Consider the following 26,159-nt stretch of genomic DNA (forward strand, 5'->3'; position numbering starts at 1 on the left):
AGTGCGGCCTATGGCCGCGAAAGGAGAGGAAAGAAATGAACAACATGCCGAAAGAAAAAATCGCTATCGTAGCGGTAAGCCGTGACTGCTTCCCTATGGATTTATCCGTATCCAGAAGAAAAGCAGTAGTTGCAGCTTACAAGGAAAAATATGGGGACGGCCTTTATGAGTGCCCTGTATGTATCGAAAATGAAATCGATATGAGAAAAGCACTGGCGGACGTGAAGGAAGCCGGCTGCAATGCAATCGTGGTTTACCTTGGAAACTTCGGACCTGAAACACCTGAAACCCTGTTAATCAAGGAATTTGACGGACCGGCTATGGTAGTGGCTGCTGCGGAAGAAACCGGAAACAATCTGGTAAGCGGCAGAGGCGACGCATACTGCGGCGTTCTGAATGCAAGCTATAACCTGAAGCTGCGCAACCTGAAAGCATATCTTCCCGAATATCCGGTGGGAACTGCTTCTGAATGCGCTGATATGATCGCTGAATTCGCACCTGTTGCCAGGGCAATCGTTGGTTTAAGAAACCTGAAGATCATTTCCTTCGGACCCCGTCCGAAAGACTTCATGGCCTGCAACGCACCGATTAAGCAGCTGTTCAACCTGGGTGTGGAAATCGAAGAAAACTCTGAACTGGATCTGTTCGAAGCCTTCAACAACCATGCAGGAGATGAGAGAATCCCTGAAGTTGTAAAGGATATGGAAGAAGAACTGGGTGCAGGAAACAAGAAGCCCGAAATCTTAAACAAGCTGGCTCAGTACGAGCTGACCCTGCTTGACTGGATCGAAGAACATAAGGGAAGCCGTGAATTCGTAGCAGTTGCCGGAAAATGCTGGCCCGCATTCCAGACACAGTTTGGCTGCGTTCCCTGCTATGTAAACAGCCGCCTGACCAAGAGAGGCATCCCGGTATCCTGTGAAGTTGATATTTACGGCGCTCTGAGTGAGTTCATCGGAACCGTTGTCAGCAACGATGTGGTTACTCTGCTGGATATCAACAATACGGTTCCCGCTGATATGTTTGAATCCGACATCAAAGGAAAATATGACTATACCCAGAAAGATACCTTCATGGGCTTCCACTGCGGAAATACCGCATCCAGCAAGCTTTCCTTCTGCGAGATGAAATATCAGTTCATCATGGCAAGAAGCCTGCCTGAAGAAGTTACCCAGGGTACTCTGGAAGGAGATATCATCCCCGGGGACATTACCTTCTACCGTCTGCAGAGCACAGCGGATGCCAAGCTGCGCGCATACATCGCACAGGGCGAGGTTCTGCCTGTGGCAACCCGTTCCTTCGGCGGAATCGGCGTATTCGCCATTCCTGAAATGGGACGCTTCTACCGTCATGTCCTGGTTGAGAAGAACTATCCTCACCACGGCGCAGTTGCTTTCGGACATTTCGGAAAGGCTCTGTATGAAGTATTTAAATACATCGGTGTTGAAACGGATGAAATCAACTTCAACCAGCCTAAGGGCATGATGTATCCTACGGAAAATCCGTTCGCTTAAGTAAAAAAAAATTCCGGTTCCGGCGCTGCCGGATCCGGGTAAAAAAGAAAGAAAACCGCAGAAGCAGTGTTTACGTGGGGTGGCGTAAACCTCGTCTGCGGTTTTCAGAATAAAAACCTACAGAAAAATGCAGCCGGAGAGATACCTGAGGCTGCATTTTTTCATAAGCTGTAACTGTTCAGTTCCTTCACAGTTACCATAGGTCATTCATTATTTAATTACGAAGCTTCAATGCCAGAAGGATTAATTCATATATGATCTTCTGTTCTTTGGGAGTCAGTTCCATTACAAGAAACATGATTTTATCCGGAATATAATCCATGGCAGGAAAGTTGGCAGCAGTGACATTGGCAAAGAGCTGGTCTAAGGGAACCTGCAGTCCGTCGGATATCTTCATGACACTTTCTATTGTCGGGTTTTTCTCTCCGCGTTCCAGCTGCCCGATGTAAGTGGGATGAAGATTGCATTTTTCTGCCAGCTCCTCCTGGCTTAAATGCTTTTCCTTCCGAAATCCTCTGATTCTGGCCCCAACCAGTTTCGAGATGTTATCCATATTTTTTCCGACCTCCATATAAAAGACTATAAATACGGAAGTTATCTTTCAATATACTAATAATATGCAATTCCTTGAATTTGATACTATAAATATTTCCCTGTGCGCCATGGATTACGGCTTTGCGCATGTTGACAAAGCACGGCGGATGAGGTAAATTCCTTGTAATTTATTTTTGAAGGGATTTATGGGGAGTGTACGCGTTTTAGCGGAGAAAGAGGGGAAGAAATGCCTGAATCTAAGCTGTTGATGGATATTGGGGACAGACTGCGGGCCCGGAGGGAGAAAATGGGGCTGACACAGAAGCAGACTGCAAAGCTGCTTGGAATTTCAGAAACGTATTACGGAGAGATAGAGAGAGGAAACAGGAAGCTTACCATAGAAAGGATTTTACTGGTCAGGAAACATTTAGAGCTTGACCCTACCTACCTGATTACAGGGGAGCATAATTCCAACCAGCTGATTGAACAGCTGATGGAGGAATGCCCCAAAGGAAAAGAGGACCTGGTGATACAGCTTATGCATTATCTTGCGCTTCTGTACCGGTGATGCTGGCAGGTCCTTTTTGCCTGGGCTGCGGATTATCTGGCGGAATCTGTTTTTTTATCTGTGGCCTTACCGGCTCTTTCATCCCAGTAGGGACAGCTGCGCCCGATAACTGAAGAGGTAAAAGGCGTTCCGTCTTTCTTTTTAAAATGGGCGGTGGCGCGGAACACACATTTTGCTCCCAGATAGAGAAGGGGAATGTTGGCAAAAACGATCAGGATGTTGCCCAGATCGGAGATGGCCCAGAGATTTCCCAGTTCAATTCCGGCCAGGGAGCAGGCGATACCGAAAGCCGTGATGAAAATGCCAACAATGCGGACGGTATAAATCACCTTTTTGCTGGAGCTGATCCGGTTGGCTGCGATTTCGCTGAAGGAGATCATTCCCACCAGGCAGGTAAAGGCGAACAGACAGAAGCAGAAGGTGAGCAGGAAGGCCACTGCCGCGTTCATGGCCGTACCCGGGGTAAGCACCTTTGCGGATTCCAGGAATTTAGGCAGGCGATCCATGGCAAACCAGGCCTCAGCGCTGCTGCCGGTCCAGACATGCGCCATGACAACGACGAAGCCGGTAAGGGTGCAGATAACCATGGTGTCGAGAAACACGCCGATGGACTGGACACAGCCCTGTTCGCAGGGATGATCCGTATTGGCGGCGCCGGCGGCCATGGTGATGGTGCCCTGTCCGGCTTCATTGGACATCAGCCCTCTTTTCACGCCCTGTACCAGAACCGTGCCGAAAATACCGCCGAATACTGCCTGGGGCGTAAATGCGCCTCCGAACACCGCGCCGAAGAAATAGGGGACGCTTCCCAGGTTCAGGAGAATGAGCAGGAAAACCACACCCACGTAGATCACAGCCATGACAGGTACCAGCCCGTCGGTGACCCTGGTGACCTTGCGGATGCCTCCGAAAGCGATATAGGCGGTAACGAGGATGAGAAGAACGGATACAATATAGTAAAAATAAGAAGCGCTGCCCATGGAAGCGCCGGTAACGATTTCAGCCATCTGGCCGATGGAGCTTACCACGTTAAAGCCCTGGGCGGGAAGGCAGCACATGGCGTAGATGATGTACATCAGCGACAGGGCGACGCCTGCCCAGAGCTTGTTCCCCAGCAGCACCTTTCCATAAAAGGGAAGGCCTCCTACGAACTCATCTTTTTTCTTTTCTTTGAAAATCTGTGCCAGGACGGCTTCCGTATAAGCGGTTGCCATTCCGAAAAATGCGGATACCCACATCCAGAACAGCGCGCCCGGGCCTCCTGTTGCGATGGCGCCGGTAACGCCAAGAATATTGCCCGGGCCGACGCGCATGGCTGAGCTCAGGAAGAACGCCGCCAGGGAGGAAATGCCGATTTCATCGCTTTTTTTCTTTGCCAGGATGCGGATTCCCTTTCCAAAATGCGTCACCTGGATAAAACCTGTCCTGATGCTGAAATAAATGCCCGAGCCGATGAGCAGCATTACCGCCAGTGAAAAATTCCCCAGGATGGGAATGGAGGCATACCAGCTGAAATTGGTGGGAAAGTCCCAGAAAAAGTCGGAAACGGGTATGACGAAGTTGAAGATATTGTTGATTGCCGAAAAGAGATGTTCCATAGCGCCCCTCCTTATGTGTTTGGTGCCACGCTGCCTGTATTGGCAGCCTTTTTTATTATTATACGAGAGGCAGAATGCATTCACTACAGAAAAAACACTGATTATATTGTAAAAAGTGCTTCTTTTAACAACGTTTTTGCCTGCTCACCGCCTGCGGGCAATAATATAAAAAAGAACATATGTTTGATATTTCAGTTGCTGTTGCAGAGGGATACTGTTATAATGAAAGCAGCAAAACGGAAAGAAGGATGATCGCATGGAGTATATCCTGGTTCGTACCCCGGAGGAAGGGGAACCTTTTCTGGAGCAGTTGAAAAAGGCGCCTGTGCTGGCGGTGGATACGGAGACTACAGGGCTGGACGTACACAGGGACAGGCTCAGACTCATACAGATAGGCGCTCCCGGTATGCCCGTGCTGTTGATAGACTGTTTTTCCTTTCTCGGCGGCGGGACGGAGGACAGGCGTGACAGGACGGCCGGGCCGGAAAAGGGAACCGCGTTCCTGCGGGAGGCGCTGGAGGGTGACAGTGTGAAAATTTTTCATAATGCCAAGTTCGACCTGCAGTTTTTGAGAAAAGCGGGAGTGTGCGCGGCGCCGGTGTTCGATACCATGCTGGCGGCGGAGCTGCTGCGCCCCTGCGGTGGCCCGCGTAAGGTGAACCTGGCGGCTGTGTCGGAGCATTATCTGGGAGAGACGCTGGACAAGACGGAGCAGACCGGGGACTGGAGCGGTTCCCTGACCGCGTCCCAGCTTGAATATGCGGCGCTGGATTCCGGTGTTCTGCTGCGGCTGTGGGAATGCCTGGGAAAGCAGCTTCAGGATAACGGGCTGGAGAGGGTGGCACAGATTGAATTTGCATGTGCGCCGGCGCTGGCCTGGACGGAATATGATGGGATCTGTCTGGATCTGGAGCAGTGGGAGGTTTTGTGCGCGGATATCCAGGAGCAGTATGAGAAGTCGCTTAAGGCGTTATATGCCTTCAGCGGGGAACCGACCTTCCAGCTGACCCTGTGGGGAACGCAGGAAGCCGTGGATGTGAATTTTGACAGCAATGTCTATGTGCTCAGGCTGCTGCGGGATAACGGCATCCATGTGCCGAACACCTCCCGCTACAGCCTGGCGCCCTATCATAATCATCCTCTGGTAAAAGCGCTCACCGATTATCGGAGATATTCCAAGCTGCTTTCCGGCTTCCTGCATCCTCTTCCTGCGCAGATACATCCGGTTACGGGCCGGCTGCACCCTAAATATGGGCAGATCGGCGCATACAGCGGCAGAATGTGCTGCTGGGGGCCGAATATCCAGCAGATTCCCAGGGAAGCCCGTTTCCGCAGCTGTTTTATCGCCCCGGAGGGCAGAAAGCTGGTGCTGGCGGATTATTCCCAGATTGAACTCCGGGTGGCGGCGCAGATTTCAGGGGATGTGAGGATGAAGGGGGCATATGCCCGCGGGGAGGATCTGCACAGGCTGACCGCCTCCCTCATATCGGATATTCCGGCAGAACAGGTGACATCCGCCCAGAGACAGGCGGCCAAGGCGGTGAATTTCGGCCTGATATTCGGAATGGGGGCGGCGGGGCTGCAGCAGTATGCAGCCCAGTCCTACGGCGTGGATATGACGCTGGAGGAGGCTAAGAAATTCCGGGACAGTTTTTTTAACGCTTATGCGGGAATCAGCTGGTGGCATCATGACCTGAAGGTGGGAACCTTCTGGGAGGGCAGGACGCTTACCGGAAGGAAATTCCTGTTTTCCCCAAGATCCGGCGTGGCCGACATGGCCAATACCCCCGTACAGGGAACGGCGGCCGATATCCTGAAAAGGGCTTTGGGCCTGCTGTTTGAGGAAATTGTGGGCAGGGACTGGAAGATCGTGGGGATTGTCCATGATGAAATCCTGATGGAGGTGCCGGAAACGGAAGCATTGGAGGCGGCGGCACGTCTGAAGACGGTGATGGAAAGTGCGGGGAAGGATATCCTCAGGTCGGTGCCCTGTGTGGCGGAGGCCAAGACGGCGGACAGCTGGGCGGCGAAGTAGAGCACGGAAATTATTTGCTGTTCATATTTACCGTTTCTTTTATTCATAAAGGATGCTAATATAGAAAAGAGCGACTGTTGAATATTGCATCGGGGAAAGAGGCCCAACCGCCATGAATGAGTTGACACAGTACAAGGAACGGCTGCATGTGGCGCTGACCGCCGCAAAAATCTGTATTTTTGAGGTGGATATACAGAAGCAGCTGTATACTTATTTTGAAAATGCGGAAGTCATCTTTGGTGTTTCCGGAGAATCCATTTTGAAGGATGTCCAGCCCTACAGCGGGCTGGATCCGGAGGCATACAGACTGGCCGTAAGCAGGTATTTTTCACATCCGGAGGATGAGGCTGTGATTGAGAATGCCTTTTCAGATGTTCTGGCGGGAAAATCCACTGCCTATGAAGCCCGTATGAAGGCAGGGAATTCCGGCTATATATGGTGCAGGATTTTTGTAACCCCTGTCATGGAGAATGGAGTACCGGCAAGAATGGTGGGGGTGATCACGGATATATCCGATATGAAGGAGCAGACGGACTGCCTGCGCCAGGCGGTTAAGCTTGATGCGTTTACAGGCCTTTATAATAAAGAACACACAATAAAACTGATTACTGAAAATCTGCGCAGGGAAAGCCACATGAAGCATGCCCTGATAATGCTGGACATTGATAATTTTAAGAACTTTAATGATACCTTCGGCCATTTCGAAGGCGATAAGGTGATTAAAGCAGTTGCGGAGAAAATACGGAATACTTTCAGGAAAACGGATATTGCAGGCAGGTTCGGCGGGGATGAGTTTATTATCCTGGCCAGGGATATTGATAATGAGCGGTGGCTGTGGGGCAAGCTGTCCGGCCTGACGCGTATTGAGACAGACGGCATTGCCTGCACGAACAGCATCGGTGTGTCGATCTGGCCCCGCGATGCAGCGGACTTTGGCGAATTATTCAAAAAAGCCGATACCGCCCTCTATCATGCAAAGGCGGAGAAAGAGAAGTTTCTATTCTGTACGGCCCAGGATAGCTGAGCCTGCCGGCCCTTTGCAGCAGGACGTAAGATAAAACAAAACCGGAGTACAACATGGAACCCTACTATTATATGCAGCTGGACAAACAACAGCAGGCTGCTTACCGTGACATGAAAGCGGGCCTTCAGGCCCTTGCGCCCTCATTCCTGGTTACAAGGCTGGAAAACCGGGTACTGGGGGATATCTTTTTCCAGCTGCGTCTGGACTGCCCTGAGATTTTTTATGCCGTGGGCTTTCAATACCGTTTTTATCCGGATTCTGCCAAAGTGGAGCTGGTTCCCGAGTATCTGTTTGAGAAGGCGAAGATCCGGGAACACCAGAAGGCAATGGAAGCAAGGATCGCCAAGCTGATCCGCCCGGCACAGGCGCTTACAGCGTGGGAAAAGGAGCTTTATATCCATGATTTTATCTGCCAGGGCGTTCGCTATGATAAACTGAAAAAGCCCTATTCCCATGAAATTATCGGCCCGCTGGGACAAGGCGTGGGCGTCTGCGAGGGAATTGCCAAAACGGTAAAAATATTGTGTGACGCCCTTGGAATCTGGTGCATGATCGCCATTTCCGAGGCCAATCCGGAGAAAAACATTAAGTACAGACATGCCTGGAATATCATCAGGGCGGAAGGAAAGTACTGTCACCTGGATGCCACCTTTGACAATTCCCTGGGTACTGGGGACAATATCCGGTATGATTATTTTAACCTCTCAGACAGCGCCTTTTTCCGGGATCATGAGCCGGTTCTTTACAAAGCGCCTCCCTGCAGCGAAGGGAACCTGTTTTATTACCTGGTAAAAAAACAGTCCTTCACCAAAACGGAGGATGTGGAAAAAAGAGCGCTGCAGGCAATCAAAAAAAAGAAAAACCTGACCTTCCACTGGCGCGGCGGATATCTGACGAGGGAAAAGCTGACTGAGCTGCTGCAGCTTCTGGAAGGAACGGCGCGCAGCCGGGGAAAATATGCGCAAGTCAGCCTGAACTGGCCGCAGGCCGTTCTGTCCGTCAGTTTTTTGGACGAACTTCCGGAAAATGAACTGGTGCTTGAAGAAGTAAAGGACACCTGAGTGATTCTATCCCGCCCTTTGCCGCGGTGTAGCTTTCCGTATTCGGCTGGCTCATGCGATCTCTTGAGGATGAAATATTCACGATGGAAGCGCCGGGATTAAAATACGGCAGGAACAGCTTTGACAGATAAAAAGGCGCAGAAACGCCCACCTTAAGCGCGTAGTTGAATTCCTGCCAGGTACAGCTGTCAATTCCCTTCATTAATGGCAGCGCGTTGTTAATCAGATAGTCTATATGGCCATAGTCGGCAATTACCTGCGCCGTAAAGCGCTCCAGTGTTTTCTCGTCAGCCAGGTCACCGGTATAATAGACGCCGGGCTGCTTGTCAATCACACATACCTTCGCACCGTTTTTCTCAAATTCCCCGGCAATGGTCCTGCCGATCCCCTGCGCGCCGCCGGTTACCACAGCGATTTTTCCCTCAAACATATATTTTCCCCTTTCTTCTTTCCATACGTCCTGATTTATGGTGATACAGTATCTTTATGATACCATTTTACGCAAAAGTATGCCAGGGAGCCGGAGTAATAAACGGCGCCGCTGTGTGGAAAGCGGAAAACCCGGGTAAGCAGGGCGGAGAAGGAAAAATAAAACGTAACTGTGAGACGCACAGTTACAATAAAAAATGATAAAAAGGAAACCAATGCATGAGTACAGAAAATAAAAACACGCCCGCGTCCCATGGCTTCGCCCAGTACGGACTATCCCTGTCAATCCTGGAGGCCCTGGATATGCTTGGCTATCACCATCCCACCGTAATCCAGCAGGAGGTTATCCCCCTTGTCCTGGCGGGTAAGAATGTGGTGGCGCGTTCCCGGACGGGAACCGGAAAAACAGCGGCCTTTGCAGTTCCCCTCTGCGAAATGGCTGTATGGGAAGAAAATTCTCCCCGCGCGCTTGTGCTGGAGCCGAGCCGTGAGCTGGCGGTGCAGGTGAGCCGGGAGCTGTTTCAAATCGGAAGGAAGAAGCGGCTGAAGGTACCGGCCGTATTCGGCGGGTTTCCCATAGATAAACAGATGCAGACCCTGAAACAGAAATCCCATATCGTTGTGGGAACGCCGGGCCGTGTCATGGATCTTGTCCGCCGCGGCAGCCTGCAGCTGTCAGGCATCACCCACCTGGTCATTGATGAAGCGGATCTTATGCTGGACATGGGCTTTTTGGAAGAGGTGGGAGAGATCATTTCCCTGCTGCCGGAAAATAGGAAAATCCTGCTCTTTTCAGCAACTCTGGAAAAACAGGTGCAGACCCTGATCGACAATTATGCAGCCGACGCTGTTTTTGTGGCGCAGGATCAGGAGGATGGCCCGCCGCCTTCCATCGGACAGGCGGCTTATGAGGTCACCGCAGAAAATAAGTATGAGATGTTCAAGAGGGTGTTAATGAAGGAAAACCCTGACAGCTGCATGATCTTCTGCGGCACCAGGGAAATGGTTAACGTATTGTTTCAGAAGCTGCGGCGGGACCGGATTTTCTGCGGCATGATTCATGGGGAAATGGAACAGAAGGAGCGGCTGAAAAATGTGGACGCATTCGGCCGCGGCGGCTTCCGGTACCTGATCGCCACTGACGTGGCGGCAAGGGGAATTGATTTTGAGAACATCGGCCTGGTGGTAAATTATGATTTCCCCACAGGAAAAGAAACCTATGTCCACCGGATAGGGCGGACCGGACGAAACGGGAAGGACGGCCGCGCCGTAAGCCTGGTTTCTGCACAGGAGAAGAAAATGCTGCAGAAGGTGGAGGAGTATACGGGAACGGCCCTTCCGGTTTTACAGGAGCTGATTGTGACGCAGGAGGAAGAAAAAGCCTTCTGGGCGCTGCAGCGCAGGAAATCTGCGCCCAAAGCAGGAAAAGGGGAGGCGCTTAACCGGGATATCATGAGGCTGTCCATCGGAGGCGGGAGAAAATCCAAAATGCGCACGGCGGACATCGTGGGGACCATATGTGCAGTTGACGGCATTACGGCAGAGGATATCGGTGTGATAGATATCCGGGAAAGCCTTACTTATGTGGAAATCCTCAACCGGAAGGGCCCGCTGGTCCTGGAACGGCTGCAGATGAAGCCCATCAAGGGAAAGGTGAGAAAAGTAAGAAAAACATCGGGTCAGGCAGGCGTCTGACCGATTAAAGCACTCGGATACGCAGAAGCGGGCAGTTCGGAGCAATTCTGAAAAGGCCCGCTATTCTTTTGCCGTAAAACGGAAGACACGGAATACAAATATACGCGCGCTCTCTTCCGTTTTTTTACAAAAAAGTAAAATCAGGGTACACAACCTTGAAATCGGGGTGTATGACCGCCAGCATCCGTTATTATATAATCTTCTTAAATGAAAGAACGTAACTGTGAAGGCATTTAACAGTTACGATTATGGGAAAAGGGGATGCGGATATGAAAAAATTATCAAAAGCAAAGAGCGGCGGGGGAATGACGGCGGCGTGCAGAGGCTGGAAACAGGAATTTTATCACAGCTGGCCGCTTTATCTGCTGCTTCTGCCAAGCATTATTCTGGCTGTTATTTTCTGCTATGCGCCTATGGGCGGCCTGGTGATGGCATTCCAGAATTATAAGCCCTGGCTGGGGATTCTGGATTCCGAATTCGTGGGACTGGAAAACTTCCGGCAGATTTTTGCCTTTAAGGAGTCCTATCAGGCAATCATCAATACGCTGATTATTGCCGTGAGCAAAATCGTCCTGGGTCTTGTCGTTCCGATTGTTATGGGGCTTCTGCTCAATGAAGTCCATCATACGGGGCTGAAAAAAGGGATACAGACGCTTGTGTATCTGCCCCACTTCCTTTCCTGGGTTACGGTGGCGGGGATGCTGAGGGATATCCTCAGCCTTGACGGCATTGTAAACGGTTTCCTGACAAAGCTTGGCATGGAACGGATTTTTTTTCTGGGAGAGGCGGGGATGTTCCGGCAGATAGCGGTCATATCCGATCTCTGGAAGGGCTTCGGGTTCGGCATGATTGTTTATCTGGCGGCAATTTCCAATATCGACCAGAACCTGTATGAAGCGGCGGAGATGGACGGGGCAAACCGTTGGCAGCAGACGCTGCATATCACGCTTCCGGGGATAATGCCGATGATTATCGTCATGGCGACACTGAGCCTGGGAAATGTGCTGAATGCGGGCTTTGATCAGATTTTCAACCTGTATTCCCCGCTGACCTATTCCACCGGGGATATTATCGACACCTATGTTTACCGCCAGTCACTGGTGAACGGGCAGTACAGCTTCGGTACGGCGGTGGGGCTGTTCAAGTCCAGCATCAGCCTTGCCCTCACCGTGGTTTCTTACAGGATTGCCTACAAATACGCCGGCTACCGGATTTTCTAGGAGGGAGAGACTATTATGCGACGTACACATTTGAGCAGAAAAATATTTGTGCTGTGCAATACCATATTTCTGATTCTGGTAGCGCTGCTGTGCTTCCTGCCGTTAGTGAACCTGTTCGCTATTTCCCTCAGCGGGAAAAGTGCGGCCAACAGCGGGCTGGTCACCTTCTGGCCGGTGGATTTCACCACGCTTGCCTATATCAAAACCTTCCATAACAGCAATTTTATCCGTTCCCTGGTGATTTCCTTCCTACGGACGGGGACGGGGACGCTGTTTGGCATGTTTGTCATCACCACGGCCGGATATGCGCTGTCCAAGGAGTTCCGCGGCAGGACGGCGCTGATGTGGTTTTTTGTATTCACCATGCTTTTTGGCGGCGGGCTGATTCCCAGCTACCTTGTGAATACATCCCTGGGGCTGAAAAATAATTTCCTGGTTTATATCCTGCCGGGAGCGTTCAGCTGCTACAACCTGATATTGATTATGAATTTTTTCAAATCCATTCCCAGGGCGCTGGAAGAAGCCGCCCTGATAGACGGCGCCAGCTTTTTCAAGGTGCTGTGGAAAATATATCTGCCCCTTTCCAAGGCGGGCCTGGCTACCGTGGCGCTGTTTATCATGGTAGGAAACTGGAATGAATGGTTTACCGGTATCCTTTATATGTCGGATACCAAGAATTATCCGCTGGCGTCCTTCCTGCAGGTGATTGTGGTACAGGGGAACCAACAGGATCTGGCGCTGGATCCCACCTCGGCGGCCGCCATGTCAGAGAGGACCATCAAGGCGGCGCAGGTATTTATCGGCGCGCTTCCCATTTTGCTGGTATATCCGTTCCTGCAGAAATATTTTGTGACAGGAATTGTTATGGGGGCGGTAAAGGAGTGAGCAATTCAGGGCAATTTCCAAACATGCTCTGAACCGGTTTACCGGATTCTGATTCCTCTTTCAGGAGGATTCACGATAAAATAAAAAGTGGAGGTAAGATATGGAAAAAAGAAAGGCATTGCTGACAATTGCACTGGCAGCTGTTATGCTGGTTGGTGGCTGCGGAAAGGCGGCGGAAAGCACACAGGCCGCGGGTACGAAAAACGCGGAGGGGAGATACGACCCCGTGGTTACGATCAATATCGCAAAGCAGCTGGATGAAAATGCGGGCCGTTACGGGGACGGCGAGGATATCAATAAAAACCCCATGGTAGATCTGGCGGTGGAAAAGCTGGGCATAAAAATGGAAACTACGCTGCTGGGAGGGGATGCGAACAACTATGATACCAAGCTCCGCCTTGCGCTGACCGGTTCGGAGGAGCTGCCCGACGTATTTCCCGTATATGGGACACAGATGATCGCGGATATGATTGAATCCGGCCGCGTCAAAGCCATTGACGAGGATATTGAAAAATATATGCCGGACCGGCTGAAGGAAATCTACGACAAATACCCGCAGACCTTTTACCCGGTCACCAAGGATGGGAAGACCTATGGCCTTGCATGCGCTCCGGTTCTGACGGAGGGACAGGTCATGGTAATCCGGCAGGACTGGCTGGATAACCTGGGGCTGAAAGCGCCCGCTACTTTGGATGAGTTCGAAGCGGTAATCCGTGCCTTTACCGAGGATGATCCTGACGGCAACGGGAAAAAAGACACCTATGGCTTTACCTATGAAGGCGACAGCATTTACAACAACGGCTGGGTGGCGGATCCGGTCATCCTGTTTTCCGCCAATTCCGGAAAATACATTCCCGGCAGCTGGCAGGAGGATGAAAACGGGGAGCTGGTTTATGGTTCTATAAATGAAGGAAACAGGGCTACACTGGAGCGTATGGCGCAGTGGCACGCCAACGGCTGGATTTTCCAGGAGGCGGCAGCTACCAGCGCATGGGATGCGATGACACAGTTCACGGAAGGCAAGGCGGGTATTTTTATCGGACGTCCCTGGGCCATTGATTCCGTTAAGGACGTGACCAGTGTGGCGCCGGAGGCGGTAATCAAGGCTTATCCCAATATCAGGCAGGAGAACGGGGAACCTACATATCAGTCCGCACAGACCAATGACGGCTGGCTGATGTTCAATAAGGATTTCAACAATATGGAAGCCTTTTTCACTTATTATGACTGGCTTTATGATGTGGCCTTCGGCACCGGGGATTTCCAGTACGGCTTCCTGGAGGGCTGTGATTATGATATCGTGGACGGAGAAGTGGTGTTTGATTCCGCGTTGTTTGATCCGCCGGTCACAGATCCTTTCCTTCCCGGCAAGTCCACCGTACTGAAAAACTCACCTTCTCTGGACACCATGCAGGCCTATGCGGATATCAGTGAAGGAAAAGAAGCCGTATCCGGCGCGCAGATCAGAGCCAAGGCCAGCTTTGTCACCTCGCCGGCCACCTCGGAAGGGTATGTGGTGGCGTACGAGCATAAGGACGAGCTGATACCCAATCTGTTTAACGGTGAGCCCACAGCTACCATGAAAAAGAACTGGGAACAGCTCCAGACTATGGAAAAGCAGGTGTATACCAATATTATTTACGGCAAGGAGCCTGTGGAAGCCTTTGATAAATTTGTGGAAGACTGGAAAGCCCAGGGCGGCGATGCGATTACCAAAGAAATTAATGAATGGTATCGTAATGTGAAAAAATAAGTTGTAATGCATGAAACAGGAATTGCCGGGAATCCCCCGGCAGTTTCTTGTGATCTGTCCGTTTGCCTGCCGCAGCCGGCGCCTGTTTTACAGGAAAAGGGAGAAGCTATGGAGAAAATCAAATCCATTTTCGTTATTTTTATTATTTTCCTATTTACGACAATGGCAAGCTTTGCGATTCTGTTCCGCTACAGCACCACGGCGCTGAAGGACTCGCTGATGCGGGTGGCCCGGATGCAGATGGTCTATACGAGCGCGCAGCTCAATCAGAAGGTCAGGGAGATCGAAATCGAGGCGGAGGGGATTCTTCACAGTGAGGATCTGAAGGCGCTGCACCTGACGCTGATGGAAGCCTATGATGCCTGGCAGTATGTGACAGACGCCAATCGCATGAAGGATTATCTGAAGAGCCGACAGAAAAGCAATGTGGGGATGGCTGAATTCATTTTATACTGGCCCGCTTCCGGCCGGATTATCAGTACGTTGAACATAGAAGGCGTGGAAGAGCAGGCTCTGGAGCTTGCGGAGGATAACCTGTGGTTTCTGTACAGGGGCGAGGTGTACTATTCCAGAAAATATGTGATGGACTGGGATAAAAACGATGATGAACCCTTTCTGCTCATCCGTATGGAGCGGGACTATCTGTATAAAATCAAAAATATGGCTTCCGGCGTGCAGAACGGGGGCGCACTGCTCACCTTTTCTGACGGGGAGAGCCTGTTCTACGTCAATGAAGCGGAGCAGGCCCTTTTGAAAACGATGGAAGGACAGGCGCTGCCGCAGGAAAAATCAGCCCAGAAGAAACAAACGGAAGAAATGGCTTATGAGGTGTCGATTGCCCAGGGGAAATACCAGCTGGTCACAGCGGCGCCCGCCCCTAACGGACTGCATCTTATCACCTATTATCCGCTGAAAGAGATGCTCAAGCCTGTCAACACGGTTACCTGGGTGACCGGCGCCCTGCTTCTTCTGCTGATGGGAATCGGCCTGGCCTTCCTGATTCTTTATTACCGGAATATCCTGCTGCAAATCAGAATCCTCACCGGAAAGCTGATGCAGGTGGAGAAAGGGGATTTTGATGCCAAAATCTCAGCTGTGGAGATGCCGCAGAACGAATTTTCCTATGTATTTGCACAATTTAACAGGATGGTAATGAGAATCCGCCAGCTGATTGCATCCATACTTAAGGAACAACAGCTTCGGGACCAGGCCGAGCTCCGGCAGCTTCAGCTGCAGATTAACCCGCATTTTCTTTCCAACAGCCTTTCTTACATCGTAACGGTGGCGGACAAGCCGGAGGCAGTTACCCAGATGGCGGTGCATCTGGCCAATTATTACAGATATTGCACCCAGAATAAATCCATGGCCACGGTGGGTGAGGAGGTTTCGTATACCAGAGCCTATCTTTCCGTTATGGCCATGCGCAGGGATGTGGAGTATACAATCGATGTATCGGAAGCGCTTTACGGAGTACGGCTGATCCCGCTGCTGCTTCAGCCTCTGATTGAAAATGCGGTGAATCATGCCATTGAAGAAAGAGAAAATGCGAAGCATATCTATGTGAAAATATACCGGCTGCAGGGCCCGGAAATCCATTTTGAGGTTTCCGACGACGGCAACGGGATGACAGAGGAACAGATTGGGGATTTAATGAGCCGTCTTGCGGATAAGCAGCGGGATGAGGAATGGGGCGTGGGCCTGTGGAACGTGAACCAGAGACTGGTAAACTATTACGGCGCATCCGCGGGGCTGCGCTTTGGAAAAAGTGTCTGGGGAGGTCTGCTGGTTTCCTTTGCCATTTTGCCGGAGGGAGAAGTATGAAGGTACTGATTGTTGATGACGAGATGTATATGGTTGACTATATCCGTAAGCTGATAGACTGGGAAAGCTATGGGTTTGATACGGTGCTGACGGCAAAGGGCGGTTCCCTGGCGCGGGATCTGCTGCTGGAGCACGAACCGGAGCTTTTGATTACGGATATCCGTATGCCCCGGGTTTCCGGCCTGGATTTATCTCAGATGACTGCGGAAAATAATGGCCGGACAAAGGTGATCATCATTTCCGGCTACAGTGATTTTACCTATGCCCGGCAGGCGCTGCGCTATGGAGTATCGGAATATCTGGTGAAGCCGGTATTAAAGCAGGATCTGGCGGAGGCGGTGGAACGGCTTGTACCGGAGATGACAGCGGAAGAAGTGCAGAAGGAAGGGGAAGAGGGCAGCTTTAAAAAGACGGATACCATCGCTTACATAAAAAAATACATCCGGGAGAACTATGGCAGGGATTTGTCGCTGGATGTCCTGGGAGAGGCGGCCCATCTGCATCCGGCATACCTGTCCCGGGTTTTTAAGGAGGCGACGCAGGAAAATCTCTCCGGCTACATAACCTCCGTCAGGATGGAAAAGGCGGCGCAGCTGCTTGAGGAAACGGATCTGCGGATTCACGAGGTGATGAAGCAAGTGGGTTATCAGAAAAGCCAGCATTTTGCCAAGCTGTTCCGGGAAAAATTCGGCGTGACGCCCACGGAATACAGACAGGGGCTGCGCGGCTTTGGTGGGGAAGGAAAATGTTAGGGCAGAGTTGGGAATTCATTCCTGGCGTCTGCGTGCCCGGGAAGACATTTTGGTTTTTCCGCTGAGGCAGGTATTATTTTACCGGAATGATTATGGTCACCGTAAAAATCCCCTGTTCATGCCGTATTTCCAGAGTTCCTCCATATTTGTCCACAACAGCCCTCACACGGGCAAGGCCAAAACCATGTCTGCCCGGCTCCTCTTTTGTGGTATGGTAAACACCGCCGGAAAAGTGAAGCGGGCCGCAGTAGGAATTAACCGCCTGAAAACTGAAAAAGCCCTTGCTGCACCGTGTCCTGAGCTCCAGCAGACGCGACTGGGAATCAGGCACTTTTTCACAGGCTTCTATGGCGTTATCCAGTAGGTTGGCAAACAGGGAGCACAGATCGATATTGTCAAACGGAAGGCCTTCTGTAAGCTCGATGTGGAAAAAGGGTTCCAGTCCCTTTTCCAGGGCCAGGTTATATTTGGCATTCAGCATGGCGTTTACCAGGCCGTTTGTGCAGAAGCTCCTGCCAGTGACGGAGGCGGTCTGTGAAAGCCCGTCAAAATACTGCAGGGCCTCCTCCGTGTTCCCCTGCTTCAGGCAGGCGCCGATGGCGGTGAGATGGTTGTTCATATCGTGGCGCAGCCGCCTGATTTCCTGCTGGTTGTGTTCCAGCTCCTGATAATAATCCCGCTGGAGCCGCAGGTTTTCATTTTCCGCCGCCGTGCGGGTATTTTCCGCCATGCGCACGATCAGCTCGAGAATTCCCATGTTTGTAAGCAGGTTGGCCAGAATGACGGGGAGACTATAGGGTAACATGCTACGTGACGCGGTAGTGACAATGTAAATCATGGAAAGCAGAGGAGTCAGGGATACCAGGTCCAGCAGTATGAGCGTCCCGGCGTTGAGATATTCCTTCACATAACGGAGCCTTTCCGCAAAAATGCGGGACATGAAAAACCAGAACAGACAGGTGATTATGCTTCTGAATACGCCAAAGCCCATGAATTGATAACGGTTGGCCTGCGTATACACGGAAGGGAGCAGCGGTAGCATAAGGGCGGAAATAAGATAATTCAGGGAGCCGATAAAGGGGTACAGGATAAAGGCGGCGGAAAGCTTGTGAAGCAGGCTCCCTTCAAAGCCTGCAAGAAGAAGGAGAATAAGCCCCAGAAAGGCCAGGGTGATATTTATGGCATCCTGGCTGAGTATCACCGTATTTACCACTACGGACAGGCCAATATAAACAGCCGCCTTTACCAGGCGCTGTTTCCTGAGCGTTACGAAAGCGCCGTTCAGGCGCTGGTAAAAACAGGTGGAAGTTAAAAACAGGATACCCATTATACTGTACATCAATAATACTGCAATTCTCATCAGACAAACCTTTCTGAACTTATACAGAATTTCCGGTTTACCGGACGTCCAGCATTGCTCCGGCAAAGGCAATCAGGAACGCCTGCTTATGCGCCCTGCTCACAGGCAACTTTTCACTGCCGATGACGGCGAAGGAATCCCCTGTCCGGGAAACCTGCCGGATATTCACAAGATAGCGCTGGTGGATTCTGACAAAATAGCCAGGAAGCTGGGATTCCAGGTCATTCAGCTTACCCCGGAAGCTTTTTTCCCCGCTGCAGGCAAAGGCTGTTATATATCTTCCTTCACTGCGGAAATACAGGGTATCCCGCAGGTTCAGCCGGCAGCTGCCCGCCACCTGGGGGAGAAGAAAAAAATCGTTGTCCCCCTGCTGTATTTCTTCCAGCGCCCTTGCCGTGATGTCCAGAAGCCGTTTTTCCTGATAAGGCTTCAGGATATAGTGGAATGCCCTCACTTCATACCCCTGGAAGACATAATCGGGATAAGCCGTAACGAATATGAGAATCCCATGCTGGTCGATGGAGCGCAGCTGCCTGGCGGTTTCCATCCCGTTCATCCCTTCCATCTCAATATCCAGGAATATCAGGTCAAAGTGGTATTTCCTGTATCCCTCACACAGCTTTTCCCCGGACTCATATTCCCACAGCTGACAGGGAACCGCCTGCAGCTCAAGCCAGGGTTCCAGAATATCCCGCAGTGCCCTGCGCGGTTTCTTTTCATCATCTGCAATCGCAATCTGAAGCATGGCATTCCCTCCCTTTTGATGCTCCATATTGTATCACATTCCCTTCCCCGAAAAAAGCGCACGGCTTAGTTTCCTCCAAAAATGACGGAATTCATGTCAGTTTTGACACATTCCCTCACTTTTGAAAACGCGGCTTCCCCTATAATAAAAGTGACCGGAGGGCTGACATACCGGAAAGAAAATCCAGGGGCAGGCCCGGGGACGGGAAGATAACTGTCCGGCCCTGAATGCCGGGACATCAAAGGAGGTAATTGAGATGCTGCGTGTGGAACATTTGTATAAAAATTATCAGACCGGCAACCAGACCTATCCTGTGCTGCGGGATGTGTCTTTTGAGGTGGAGAAGGGGGAATTCGTGGCGGTTATGGGGTCATCGGGCTCAGGGAAGTCCACGCTCCTGAATTGTATCGCCTGCTACATACCTTTCCAGAAGGGGGAAATAGTTCTGGGAGGGCAGAATCTGGCGAGTCTGGATGCGGAGGGGCTGGCGGTGGTGAGAAACAGGAAGCTGGGCTTTGTGTTCCAGGATTTCTGCCTGCTGGATGGACTGTCGGTTAAGGATAATATTCTCCTTCCCAGGATTATCAGCGGACAGACGGAGGAGGCAATGGAGGAGGATGCAGCGCGCCTGTGCCGGATATTCGGCATTGAGCATATCAGGGATAAGTATCCGGCGGAAATATCCGGCGGGGAAAAACAGCGGACGGCTGTGGCGCGGGCGCTGATTAATTCGCCGCTCCTGATGCTGGCGGATGAGCCTACCGGAAATTTGGATTCCAAATCCAGCCGTACGGTGATACAGTCCTTTGAACGGGCCAGGGAGGAACTGGACACCACGATTTTTATGGTGACGCACGACAGCTTCGCTGCGTCCTTCTGTGACCGGGTAATCATTCTGAAGGACGGGGAAATTTTCAAAACGGCATATTGCAGCGGCAGCCACCGTGACTTCCAGAAGGAACTGCTGGAAATTATTGAAGAAATGGGGGAAGAGGGTGAAGAAAAGGAATGAAAAACCAGAGACAGATAAATAAAGAGCTGCGTTATTATAACCGGAAAAATTATTACCTGCTGTTTTTGTGCCTGTTTTTATCCGAACTGTTGATTACGGCTTATGCCGTTATGATGCAGTCGTCTACCGTGCTTACCATTCTGCCGGAGGGCGGGGATTCACGCAAGCAGGTATCCATGATATTTTTCCTGGCTGTTTTTGGGTGCGGGGTATTTGTCGTGTATGCCGCGGCCCTGTTTTTAAAATACAAATCCAGGGAAACCGGGATTCTTATGGCGCTGGGCGCTTCTGCCAGGCAGCTTGGGGCGAGGCTGCTGCGGGAGCTGCTGTTGGTTTCGGGCATTTCCTTTTTGGGCGGTATGGTGCTGGGGACGCCGCTCGCCTTCTGTATCTGGAAGCTTTTCTGTATTTTCCTGGTAAATACGGATGAAACTTCTTTTTCCATTGGGGTGCAAGCTTATGGGATTTCTGTCTGTTATGCGCTGGTATGTATGGTTCTTCTGATTTTTATGGGGATCCTTTTTATCAGGCAGACGGATGTGATTGCCATTGTCCATAATGAGAGAAAGTGTGAGCCTGTCAGGGATGTGAAGCCCTGGTATGGCTGGGCGGGGATCCTTCTCATGATCCTGGGGGGAGTCTGCGGATATATGACGCCGATGCTCTGTGTCCGCCTGCTGAACTGGTATTGCCCGGCGTGGATCAATGTGACCTATCTTCCCTTGTTTGTCGGGCTTTACATGCTTCTTCTGTATATTGTTGTCCATGGAAGAAAAAAAGGGAAGAAGCGCTGGCGGGATATTATTACCGGCAGCATGATGAAGTTCCAGGGGCGGCAGACGGTGAACAGCATGCTGGTAATAACGGTTTTGCTTGCCGGCGCGTATTTTGCGGCGTTTTATACGCCAATGATGCTGTCTGGCTCGCAGAAAGCCATTGATGAGAGGCCCATAGATTTCCTTTTCCCCTACAGGCAGGATCAGGATATGCTTACGGAAGAGGAGATAAAGGCGCTTGCAGAAAGCTATCAGGTGGAAATTACAGAATACAGCACATATCCTCTGGCGGTGCTTGCCCACGACGGCAGTACGCAGATCATGGACAGCAAGCGGAATTTCCACTATGAGTACAGGGAGCTGGTGGGGGAGGGGAACTACCTTCCGGCTTCGGAGTTTAACCGGTTAGCGAAGCAGGATATTGAGGTACCGGAAGGAACCTGCCGGGCGGTCATCGGAGAGGACGGGGGCAACGCGTTCTGGCTCGCCAACGACACAACCATGCTTACCAATCCGGTGACGGGAAAAACGCTGGGGATTTCCTTCGATGGATATGTCTGTGACAATATGCTTTCCGGAAAATATTATGTGCTCAATGACGAAGATTATATGAAAATATCGGAAGGGCTTACAGATGAGTGGCGTGAGCGGCTGGTGGCCTTTAATGTGGCGGATGTGGACGGCTCCTATGGGTTTGCACAGGAATTATACAGGCAGATTGTTGCCCGTACGGGCAGTGATTGCCAGGTCACAAGAATGGACGACAGGATTTATGACAGGCAGGCCCGTGCGGGCAGTTTTGGGGAATATGAAGACAGCGGCTCTGACATTACGATTAGCTTTAAGGAATATCAGTCCTTTTATTTTAAGCAGTTCTGGAAATATGCGCCCATGTTCCGTATATTGGATAAAACGGACTTCCTGTCCACCTATGCCGTATTTTTAATGCTGTTTTTATTTATTTCCCTGATCTGCTTTGCGGCTGTTTTCATTATTATATATACCAGATGCATGACCATTGCCATGAACAGCCGTCTGGTTTACGAGGATTTAAAGCACCTGGGCGCGGGGCATGACTTTTTAATCAATTCTGTCAGGGGGCAGGTGGGAAAGGTATTCAAAGCGCCAGCGGCGGTAGGGACCGTGGCAATCTATCTGTTTTACTGCCTGATTCTTTACATGAACGACGGCGGGCGCTTTACGCCCGGTGAGCTGGCGGGGCTTGGAAGCTGCGCAGCTGTTGTGGGCGTGGTTACGCTCTGTATCTGGGGCTTTTACAGATTTGTCCTGAAGCGGGTATGCGAAAAGCTGGAAATCAGGTAAAAGGGGCTAGTCCACATCCAGGGGGTTACAGTACTGTACCTCTGCGGGGATGGCGTATATTTTAATGCTGCCATCCTGCATTTTGCCGAACCAGATGGCGCCTGTGCCGAGCATGACGCCGTCCTGGTTCCAGAAAAGATCCTCGGTTTCCGAGCCTTCCACATCATAGATGACCTGCAGGTTCAGGATGTCATTGTAGCTGGAAAGAAATTCCTCAGGAGATGAAATCAGGAGCTGTTCACCGTTTCTGACCAGGTTCAGCGGATAATTGATTTTTTGTGAAAGGGCTTTTCTGTTATCATTCAGAACGTCATTTTTTACAAGAAAGGCGAAGCTTTCGATTTCTCCCCTGGTCCAGCCGCCGCTGCCGAAATTACAGTAAACCGGCTCTTCCAGGATAGCGAGGATATTTTCAATGGTATATTCTTCGGGACGGGAGGCATCCAGGCTGTTGCCGATGGAAACGGACAGACCCTCTGCGAACAGGAATTCACTGCCCTGATTCAGGTAAATGCGCGTCATGCTGAAGGGCACCGTACCACCGTCTCCGGCGCCGGTAATGTACTGCTCGCTTGTGATGACATCCTTTTGCCCGTCGCCGTTCACATCGCGGAAGGCGATGAAATTTACTTCGGAGGCAAACAGCCAGTAATCATAGGCATCCGGGAAGGTGTATACGGCATCGCCGTCTAAGACAAGGGAATATTCCACACGGGTACGCCCGTTTTCCGTGATTTCGCGGGTGGTGAACTGTATATTTTCGTAACCGCCCAGGCTGACTCCGGAGAAGGTCTGGGACTCTATGACTTTTGCGTCTGCGCCGCCCTCCTGGCCTTCCAAAGAGGCTTCGGTGCCGTCGGAGGATGATGAGGCGGCCGGAGATGTTCCGGCGGAACTGTTATTATCGGAAGATGCACCGGTTCCGGAAGGGCTTTTGCCGTCTGCCGTATTTCCGGCATCTGCGGCAGCAGTATTGCCGGCGGCCGGATTTTCGGCCTGTCCCTGGGAAGCGGACGGGCTTTCCTGTACGCCCGAGGCATCATTTTTACCGTTTGCTGCGCATCCTGTGAGGACAGAGGCTGTCAGAATGCAAAGGGCCGCTGTGAGCAGGATGTCAGTCATTTGTTTTTTTATCATAAGGTGTTGTCTCCTTTCGTGGGCAGGAAGTATTCCTGAAAAAAAATTAACAGGAAAAGATGTTTATAGTTGAATATAGCATATACGGGAGGGATAGTCTACCCGCCCGTATTTTTTTGTTGGGGACGATTTGTGAAATATGCCGGGGAAAACTGTGAACAAAAAATGTTTTATAATATAAAATGAATATGATGGGGCGTTTTATTGACTTTTTTTTAACAAGAATGTATAATTTATGGTAACAGTTAAGGTCGGCGGGAATATTGGTGCAAAGCAGGTGTTAAGCTGGCTTATAAGACTTTTTTTGCGCCAACATTTACATCGGATGGACTTCCGGTGCTTCTTGCATGGAAGAGCCATTCAAAAAGACGGCCGTCCGGAACAGTTAACATCTATTTATTATCAGCGCAACTGTTATGGTATTGGGGTTCAAAGAAAGGAAAGGTATTTTTATGAAAGGTTATGCAATGCTTAAAATTGGGGAATCCGGCTGGATCGAGAAGGAAAGACCGCAGTGCGGGCCCATGGATGCCATCTGTAAGCCGCTGGCTATAGCAATCTGTACGTCGGATGTACATACGCTCTGGGAAGGGGCGATCGGTGAAAGGCATAATATGATTCTCGGTCATGAGTGCTGTGCGCAGGTGGTCGAGGTCGGCTCTATGGTAAAGGATTTCAAGCCCGGCGACAGAGTGCTTGTACCGGCTATCACTCCGGACTGGAACTCCCTGGAAGCGCAGGCAGGCTATTCCATGCATTCGGGGGGAATGCTTGCGGGTTGGAAATTCTCCAATTTCAAGGATGGTGTATTTTCAGAATTCTTCCATGTAAATGATGCGGACGGGAACCTGGCGCTTCTGCCTTCCAATATCAGCCCTGTTGACGCCTGTATGCTTTCCGACATGGTTCCTACGGGTTTCCATGGCGTGGAACTGGCGGATGTACAGTTCGGCGATACGGTCCTTGTAATAGGAATCGGGCCGGTGGGCCTGATGTCGGTGGCCGGGGCGAATATGCGCGGCGCGTCCCGCATTATTGCGGTGGGCACCAGGCCAAACTGCATGGAGGCGGCCAGAGGCTACGGCGCTTCTGATTTTATCAGCTATAAGGACGGGACCATTGAGGATCAGGTGCTGGCGCTGACGGACGGCAAGGGCGTGGATAAGGTAGTTGTAGCGGGCGGAGGCTGTGAAACCTTTGAATCTGCTGTGAAGTGCCTGAAGCCCGGCGGAAAAATCGGCAATGTTAATTATCTGGGCAGCGGCACCTATGTTAACATTCCCCGTGTGGAATGGGGCGTGGGCATGGGACATAAGCAGATTAACGGCGGCCTGATGCCCGGCGGGCGTCTGCGTATGGAGAAGCTGGGCTCGCTGGTTTCCGCAGGCAAGCTGGATGTGCATCCACTGGTTTCCCATGTATTTGAAGGCTGGGATCATGTGGAAGAGGCGCTGTTCTTAATGAGGGATAAGCCGAAGGATCTGATTAAGCCCGTAGTGAAGATTGAGGACTGATATCAGGGTATATTGAACTTCCTGACGGATACGGGATGCCAATAGCATGCCTTGTCCGGCACGGCGGGAAATGTGTGCGTGCGGCCTGTTTGGACCGCACGCATTTTCAGGAAAGAGCTGCAGCATAGGGGATAATTTTATGAAGATACTGGTAATATCGGGATTCCTGGGAGCGGGAAAAACCACGTTCATCAAGGCTCTGGCAGAAAAAACGGATAAGAGGTTCGTGGTCATGGAAAATGAATATGGTGAAGTGGGGATTGACGGCGGTTTTTTGGCATCGGGGACAGGGCAGGCGGAAATGAAGGTGTGGGAGCTGACGGAAGGGTGTATCTGCTGCACGATGAAGGTAGATTTTGCTTCCTCCATACTGACGATTTCCAATACGCTTGATCCGGAATACCTGGTGGTAGAGCCGACGGGGCTTGGGAAGCTGGAAAATATCCTTACCAATATCAGCCAGATCCAATATGAAAGAATAGTACTGCTGCAGCCGGTAACGGTGCTGGATGTATCCGCTTTTGACAGGGATAAGGAAAAGTACCCGGAAATCTGCAGGGACCAGATTGAAAACGCAGCCACGGTTATTTTTACCAAAACAGGGGCAATGGACGCCGAGGAGCTTTGCAGGATTGCGTCAGAAGTGAGGGCAATGAATCCTCAGGGGGAGATTGTGACGGATTCCTGCGAGAAGAAAGAGGCTTCCTGGTGGAATGGGTTTTTTGAGAGATATCTGACGAAGGAAGGGGAGGAGAACGCGAAGAAAAGGGAGAGGGAAACGCTGCAGCCGGATTTGGAGAATGCAGGCTTTACCTCCATACACCTGGGGTCCGGTAACCAGCTGGTTCTGTTTCTGCAGGGAGTGGTGTCGGGCGTGTTCGGCGATATCAGGCGGGCCAAGGGGTATCTTCCGGCAGGCGGCGCCTGGCTCAGATTCGATGTGGTGGACAGGAATTACAGTATTACCGGCTATGAAGGCGGCGGGGATTCCCGTGCCGTATTTATCGGGAAAGGGCTTCACCGGAGAGAACTGGAGGAGGTGCTTTGCCCGGAAGAGAAGAATTTGATGGGAAAGGCTGAGAAAATGCGGGTTTCCGGGAAGTACAGATGAGGCCGCTGCTGGCAGGAAAATAAAATGTGGAAAAAATGAGAAAATGGTAAAAATTTTTCTTGCCAAGCAGGGAAACATTTGATATGATATATCACGGACGGGGCATTAGCGCAGCTGGGAGCGCGCCACGCTGGCAGCGTGGAGGTCACGGGTTCGAGCCCCGTATGCTCCATTGGAAAAGTACCGTATTTGCGGTACTTTTTTTTGATCGTGTTGCATTTTGTGTTACTTCGTTACAATTCGTATAAAAAAGGAAAATTAGATTGACAGAGCAATTTGAGTGTGATAACAT

General features: G+C 51.1%; 20 protein-coding genes, 1 tRNA gene and 1 pseudogene. 16 read left to right on the top strand and 6 right to left on the bottom strand.

Features of this window, described 5'->3' with window-relative positions; genetic code table 11:
* Positions 1-35: 35 nt before the first annotated feature.
* On the top strand, positions 36-1,514 hold the full coding sequence (locus tag HMPREF1548_RS26380; RefSeq protein WP_025491400.1) for an L-fucose/L-arabinose isomerase family protein: 1,479 nt from the start codon (positions 36-38) through the stop codon (positions 1,512-1,514).
* Between the two features lie 214 nt (positions 1,515-1,728).
* Here HMPREF1548_RS26380 and HMPREF1548_RS26385 read toward each other — a convergent pair whose 3' ends face one another.
* On the bottom strand, positions 1,729-2,067 hold the full coding sequence (locus tag HMPREF1548_RS26385) for a helix-turn-helix domain-containing protein (protein ID WP_025491401.1): 339 nt from the start codon (positions 2,065-2,067) through the stop codon (positions 1,729-1,731).
* A gap of 228 nt (positions 2,068-2,295) precedes the next feature.
* Between HMPREF1548_RS26385 and HMPREF1548_RS26390 the strand changes: the two genes are divergently transcribed.
* Complete coding sequence (locus HMPREF1548_RS26390) at positions 2,296-2,616, top strand: helix-turn-helix domain-containing protein (protein ID WP_021639869.1); 321 nt, start codon at positions 2,296-2,298, stop codon at positions 2,614-2,616.
* Between the two features lie 32 nt (positions 2,617-2,648).
* On the opposite strand, the gene HMPREF1548_RS26395 is transcribed toward HMPREF1548_RS26390, so the two are convergent.
* The gene (locus tag HMPREF1548_RS26395) at positions 2,649-4,214 is read right to left on the bottom strand and encodes an alanine/glycine:cation symporter family protein (RefSeq protein WP_021639870.1); all 1,566 of its coding nucleotides are present in this window, start codon (positions 4,212-4,214) and stop codon (positions 2,649-2,651) included.
* 256 nt (positions 4,215-4,470) lie between these two features.
* Between HMPREF1548_RS26395 and HMPREF1548_RS26405 the strand changes: the two genes are divergently transcribed.
* The 3 genes from HMPREF1548_RS26405 to HMPREF1548_RS26415 all read left to right on the top strand — a co-directional run bounded on the left by HMPREF1548_RS26405 (position 4,471) and on the right by HMPREF1548_RS26415 (position 8,334).
* Positions 4,471-6,249, top strand: coding sequence for a bifunctional 3'-5' exonuclease/DNA polymerase (locus HMPREF1548_RS26405; protein ID WP_021639872.1), 1,779 nt, complete (start codon positions 4,471-4,473; stop codon positions 6,247-6,249).
* A 112-nt stretch (positions 6,250-6,361) separates the two neighbouring features.
* A complete protein-coding gene (locus HMPREF1548_RS26410) occupies positions 6,362-7,273 on the top strand; it encodes a sensor domain-containing diguanylate cyclase (RefSeq protein WP_021639873.1) in 912 nt (303 codons plus the stop codon).
* A gap of 53 nt (positions 7,274-7,326) precedes the next feature.
* The gene (locus tag HMPREF1548_RS26415) at positions 7,327-8,334 is read left to right on the top strand and encodes a transglutaminase domain-containing protein (RefSeq protein WP_021639874.1); all 1,008 of its coding nucleotides are present in this window, start codon (positions 7,327-7,329) and stop codon (positions 8,332-8,334) included.
* On the opposite strand, the pseudogene HMPREF1548_RS26420 reads toward HMPREF1548_RS26415, so the two are convergent.
* A pseudogene (locus HMPREF1548_RS26420) lies at positions 8,333-8,764 on the bottom strand (SDR family NAD(P)-dependent oxidoreductase); the annotation flags it as partial. The gene HMPREF1548_RS26415 and the pseudogene HMPREF1548_RS26420 sit on opposite strands and share 2 nt — an antisense overlap.
* Before the next feature lie 218 nt (positions 8,765-8,982).
* On the opposite strand from HMPREF1548_RS26420, the gene HMPREF1548_RS26425 reads away from it, so the two are divergent.
* The 6 genes from HMPREF1548_RS26425 (at position 8,983) to HMPREF1548_RS26450 (ending at position 16,889) form a co-directional block, all read left to right on the top strand.
* On the top strand, positions 8,983-10,458 hold the full coding sequence (locus HMPREF1548_RS26425; protein WP_021639877.1) for a DEAD/DEAH box helicase: 1,476 nt from the start codon (positions 8,983-8,985) through the stop codon (positions 10,456-10,458).
* A 305-nt stretch (positions 10,459-10,763) separates the two neighbouring features.
* Entirely contained in the window at positions 10,764-11,678 is a 915-nt protein-coding gene (locus HMPREF1548_RS26430) for an ABC transporter permease (protein WP_051358490.1), read from the top strand.
* 15 nt (positions 11,679-11,693) lie between these two features.
* Complete coding sequence (locus HMPREF1548_RS26435; protein ID WP_021639879.1) at positions 11,694-12,563, top strand: carbohydrate ABC transporter permease; 870 nt, start codon at positions 11,694-11,696, stop codon at positions 12,561-12,563.
* 100 nt (positions 12,564-12,663) lie between these two features.
* On the top strand, positions 12,664-14,316 hold the full coding sequence (locus HMPREF1548_RS26440) for a type 2 periplasmic-binding domain-containing protein (RefSeq protein ID WP_021639880.1): 1,653 nt from the start codon (positions 12,664-12,666) through the stop codon (positions 14,314-14,316).
* Between the two features lie 108 nt (positions 14,317-14,424).
* Positions 14,425-16,137 carry a sensor histidine kinase gene (locus HMPREF1548_RS26445; RefSeq protein ID WP_198168688.1) on the top strand — a complete coding sequence of 571 codons (1,713 nt, stop codon included), beginning with the start codon at positions 14,425-14,427 and terminating at the stop codon, positions 16,135-16,137.
* The gene (locus tag HMPREF1548_RS26450; protein ID WP_021639882.1) at positions 16,134-16,889 is read left to right on the top strand and encodes a response regulator transcription factor; all 756 of its coding nucleotides are present in this window, start codon (positions 16,134-16,136) and stop codon (positions 16,887-16,889) included. The genes HMPREF1548_RS26445 and HMPREF1548_RS26450 overlap by 4 nt, the downstream gene beginning before the upstream one ends.
* Positions 16,890-16,962: 73 nt before the next feature.
* Here the strand turns inward: HMPREF1548_RS26450 and HMPREF1548_RS26455 are convergent, their stop codons facing one another.
* On the bottom strand, positions 16,963-18,249 hold the full coding sequence (locus tag HMPREF1548_RS26455; protein WP_021639883.1) for a sensor histidine kinase: 1,287 nt from the start codon (positions 18,247-18,249) through the stop codon (positions 16,963-16,965).
* Between the two features lie 37 nt (positions 18,250-18,286).
* Complete coding sequence (locus HMPREF1548_RS26460) at positions 18,287-18,994, bottom strand: LytR/AlgR family response regulator transcription factor (protein WP_035324052.1); 708 nt, start codon at positions 18,992-18,994, stop codon at positions 18,287-18,289.
* A 256-nt stretch (positions 18,995-19,250) separates the two neighbouring features.
* Here HMPREF1548_RS26460 and HMPREF1548_RS26465 point away from each other — a divergent pair, with 256 nt between their 5' ends.
* Both HMPREF1548_RS26465 and HMPREF1548_RS26470 read left to right on the top strand, forming a co-directional pair.
* The gene (locus HMPREF1548_RS26465) at positions 19,251-20,006 is read left to right on the top strand and encodes an ABC transporter ATP-binding protein (protein ID WP_021639886.1); all 756 of its coding nucleotides are present in this window, start codon (positions 19,251-19,253) and stop codon (positions 20,004-20,006) included.
* The gene (locus tag HMPREF1548_RS26470; RefSeq protein ID WP_021639887.1) at positions 20,003-22,105 is read left to right on the top strand and encodes an FtsX-like permease family protein; all 2,103 of its coding nucleotides are present in this window, start codon (positions 20,003-20,005) and stop codon (positions 22,103-22,105) included. Before HMPREF1548_RS26465 ends, HMPREF1548_RS26470 begins: the two co-directional genes overlap by 4 nt.
* A gap of 6 nt (positions 22,106-22,111) precedes the next feature.
* Here the strand turns inward: HMPREF1548_RS26470 and HMPREF1548_RS26475 are convergent, their stop codons facing one another.
* Positions 22,112-23,242, bottom strand: a complete 1,131-nt coding sequence (locus tag HMPREF1548_RS26475) for a hypothetical protein (protein WP_021639888.1) — start codon at positions 23,240-23,242, stop codon at positions 22,112-22,114.
* 452 nt (positions 23,243-23,694) lie between these two features.
* On the opposite strand from HMPREF1548_RS26475, the gene HMPREF1548_RS26480 reads away from it, so the two are divergent.
* The 3 genes from HMPREF1548_RS26480 (at position 23,695) to HMPREF1548_RS26490 (ending at position 26,039) form a co-directional block, all read left to right on the top strand.
* A complete protein-coding gene (locus tag HMPREF1548_RS26480) occupies positions 23,695-24,756 on the top strand; it encodes an NAD(P)-dependent alcohol dehydrogenase (protein ID WP_035324055.1) in 1,062 nt (353 codons plus the stop codon).
* A 139-nt stretch (positions 24,757-24,895) separates the two neighbouring features.
* Positions 24,896-25,867: a CobW family GTP-binding protein gene (locus tag HMPREF1548_RS26485; protein ID WP_021639890.1), complete on the top strand. Its 972-nt coding sequence runs from the start codon at positions 24,896-24,898 to the stop codon at positions 25,865-25,867.
* A gap of 99 nt (positions 25,868-25,966) precedes the next feature.
* A tRNA-Ala gene (locus HMPREF1548_RS26490) sits at positions 25,967-26,039 on the top strand.
* The last annotated feature ends 120 nt before the right edge of the window (positions 26,040-26,159 follow it).

It is taken from the genome of Clostridium sp. KLE 1755, assembly GCF_000466465.2.
Taxonomy (GTDB): Bacteria; Bacillota; Clostridia; order Lachnospirales; family Lachnospiraceae; genus Eisenbergiella; species Eisenbergiella porci.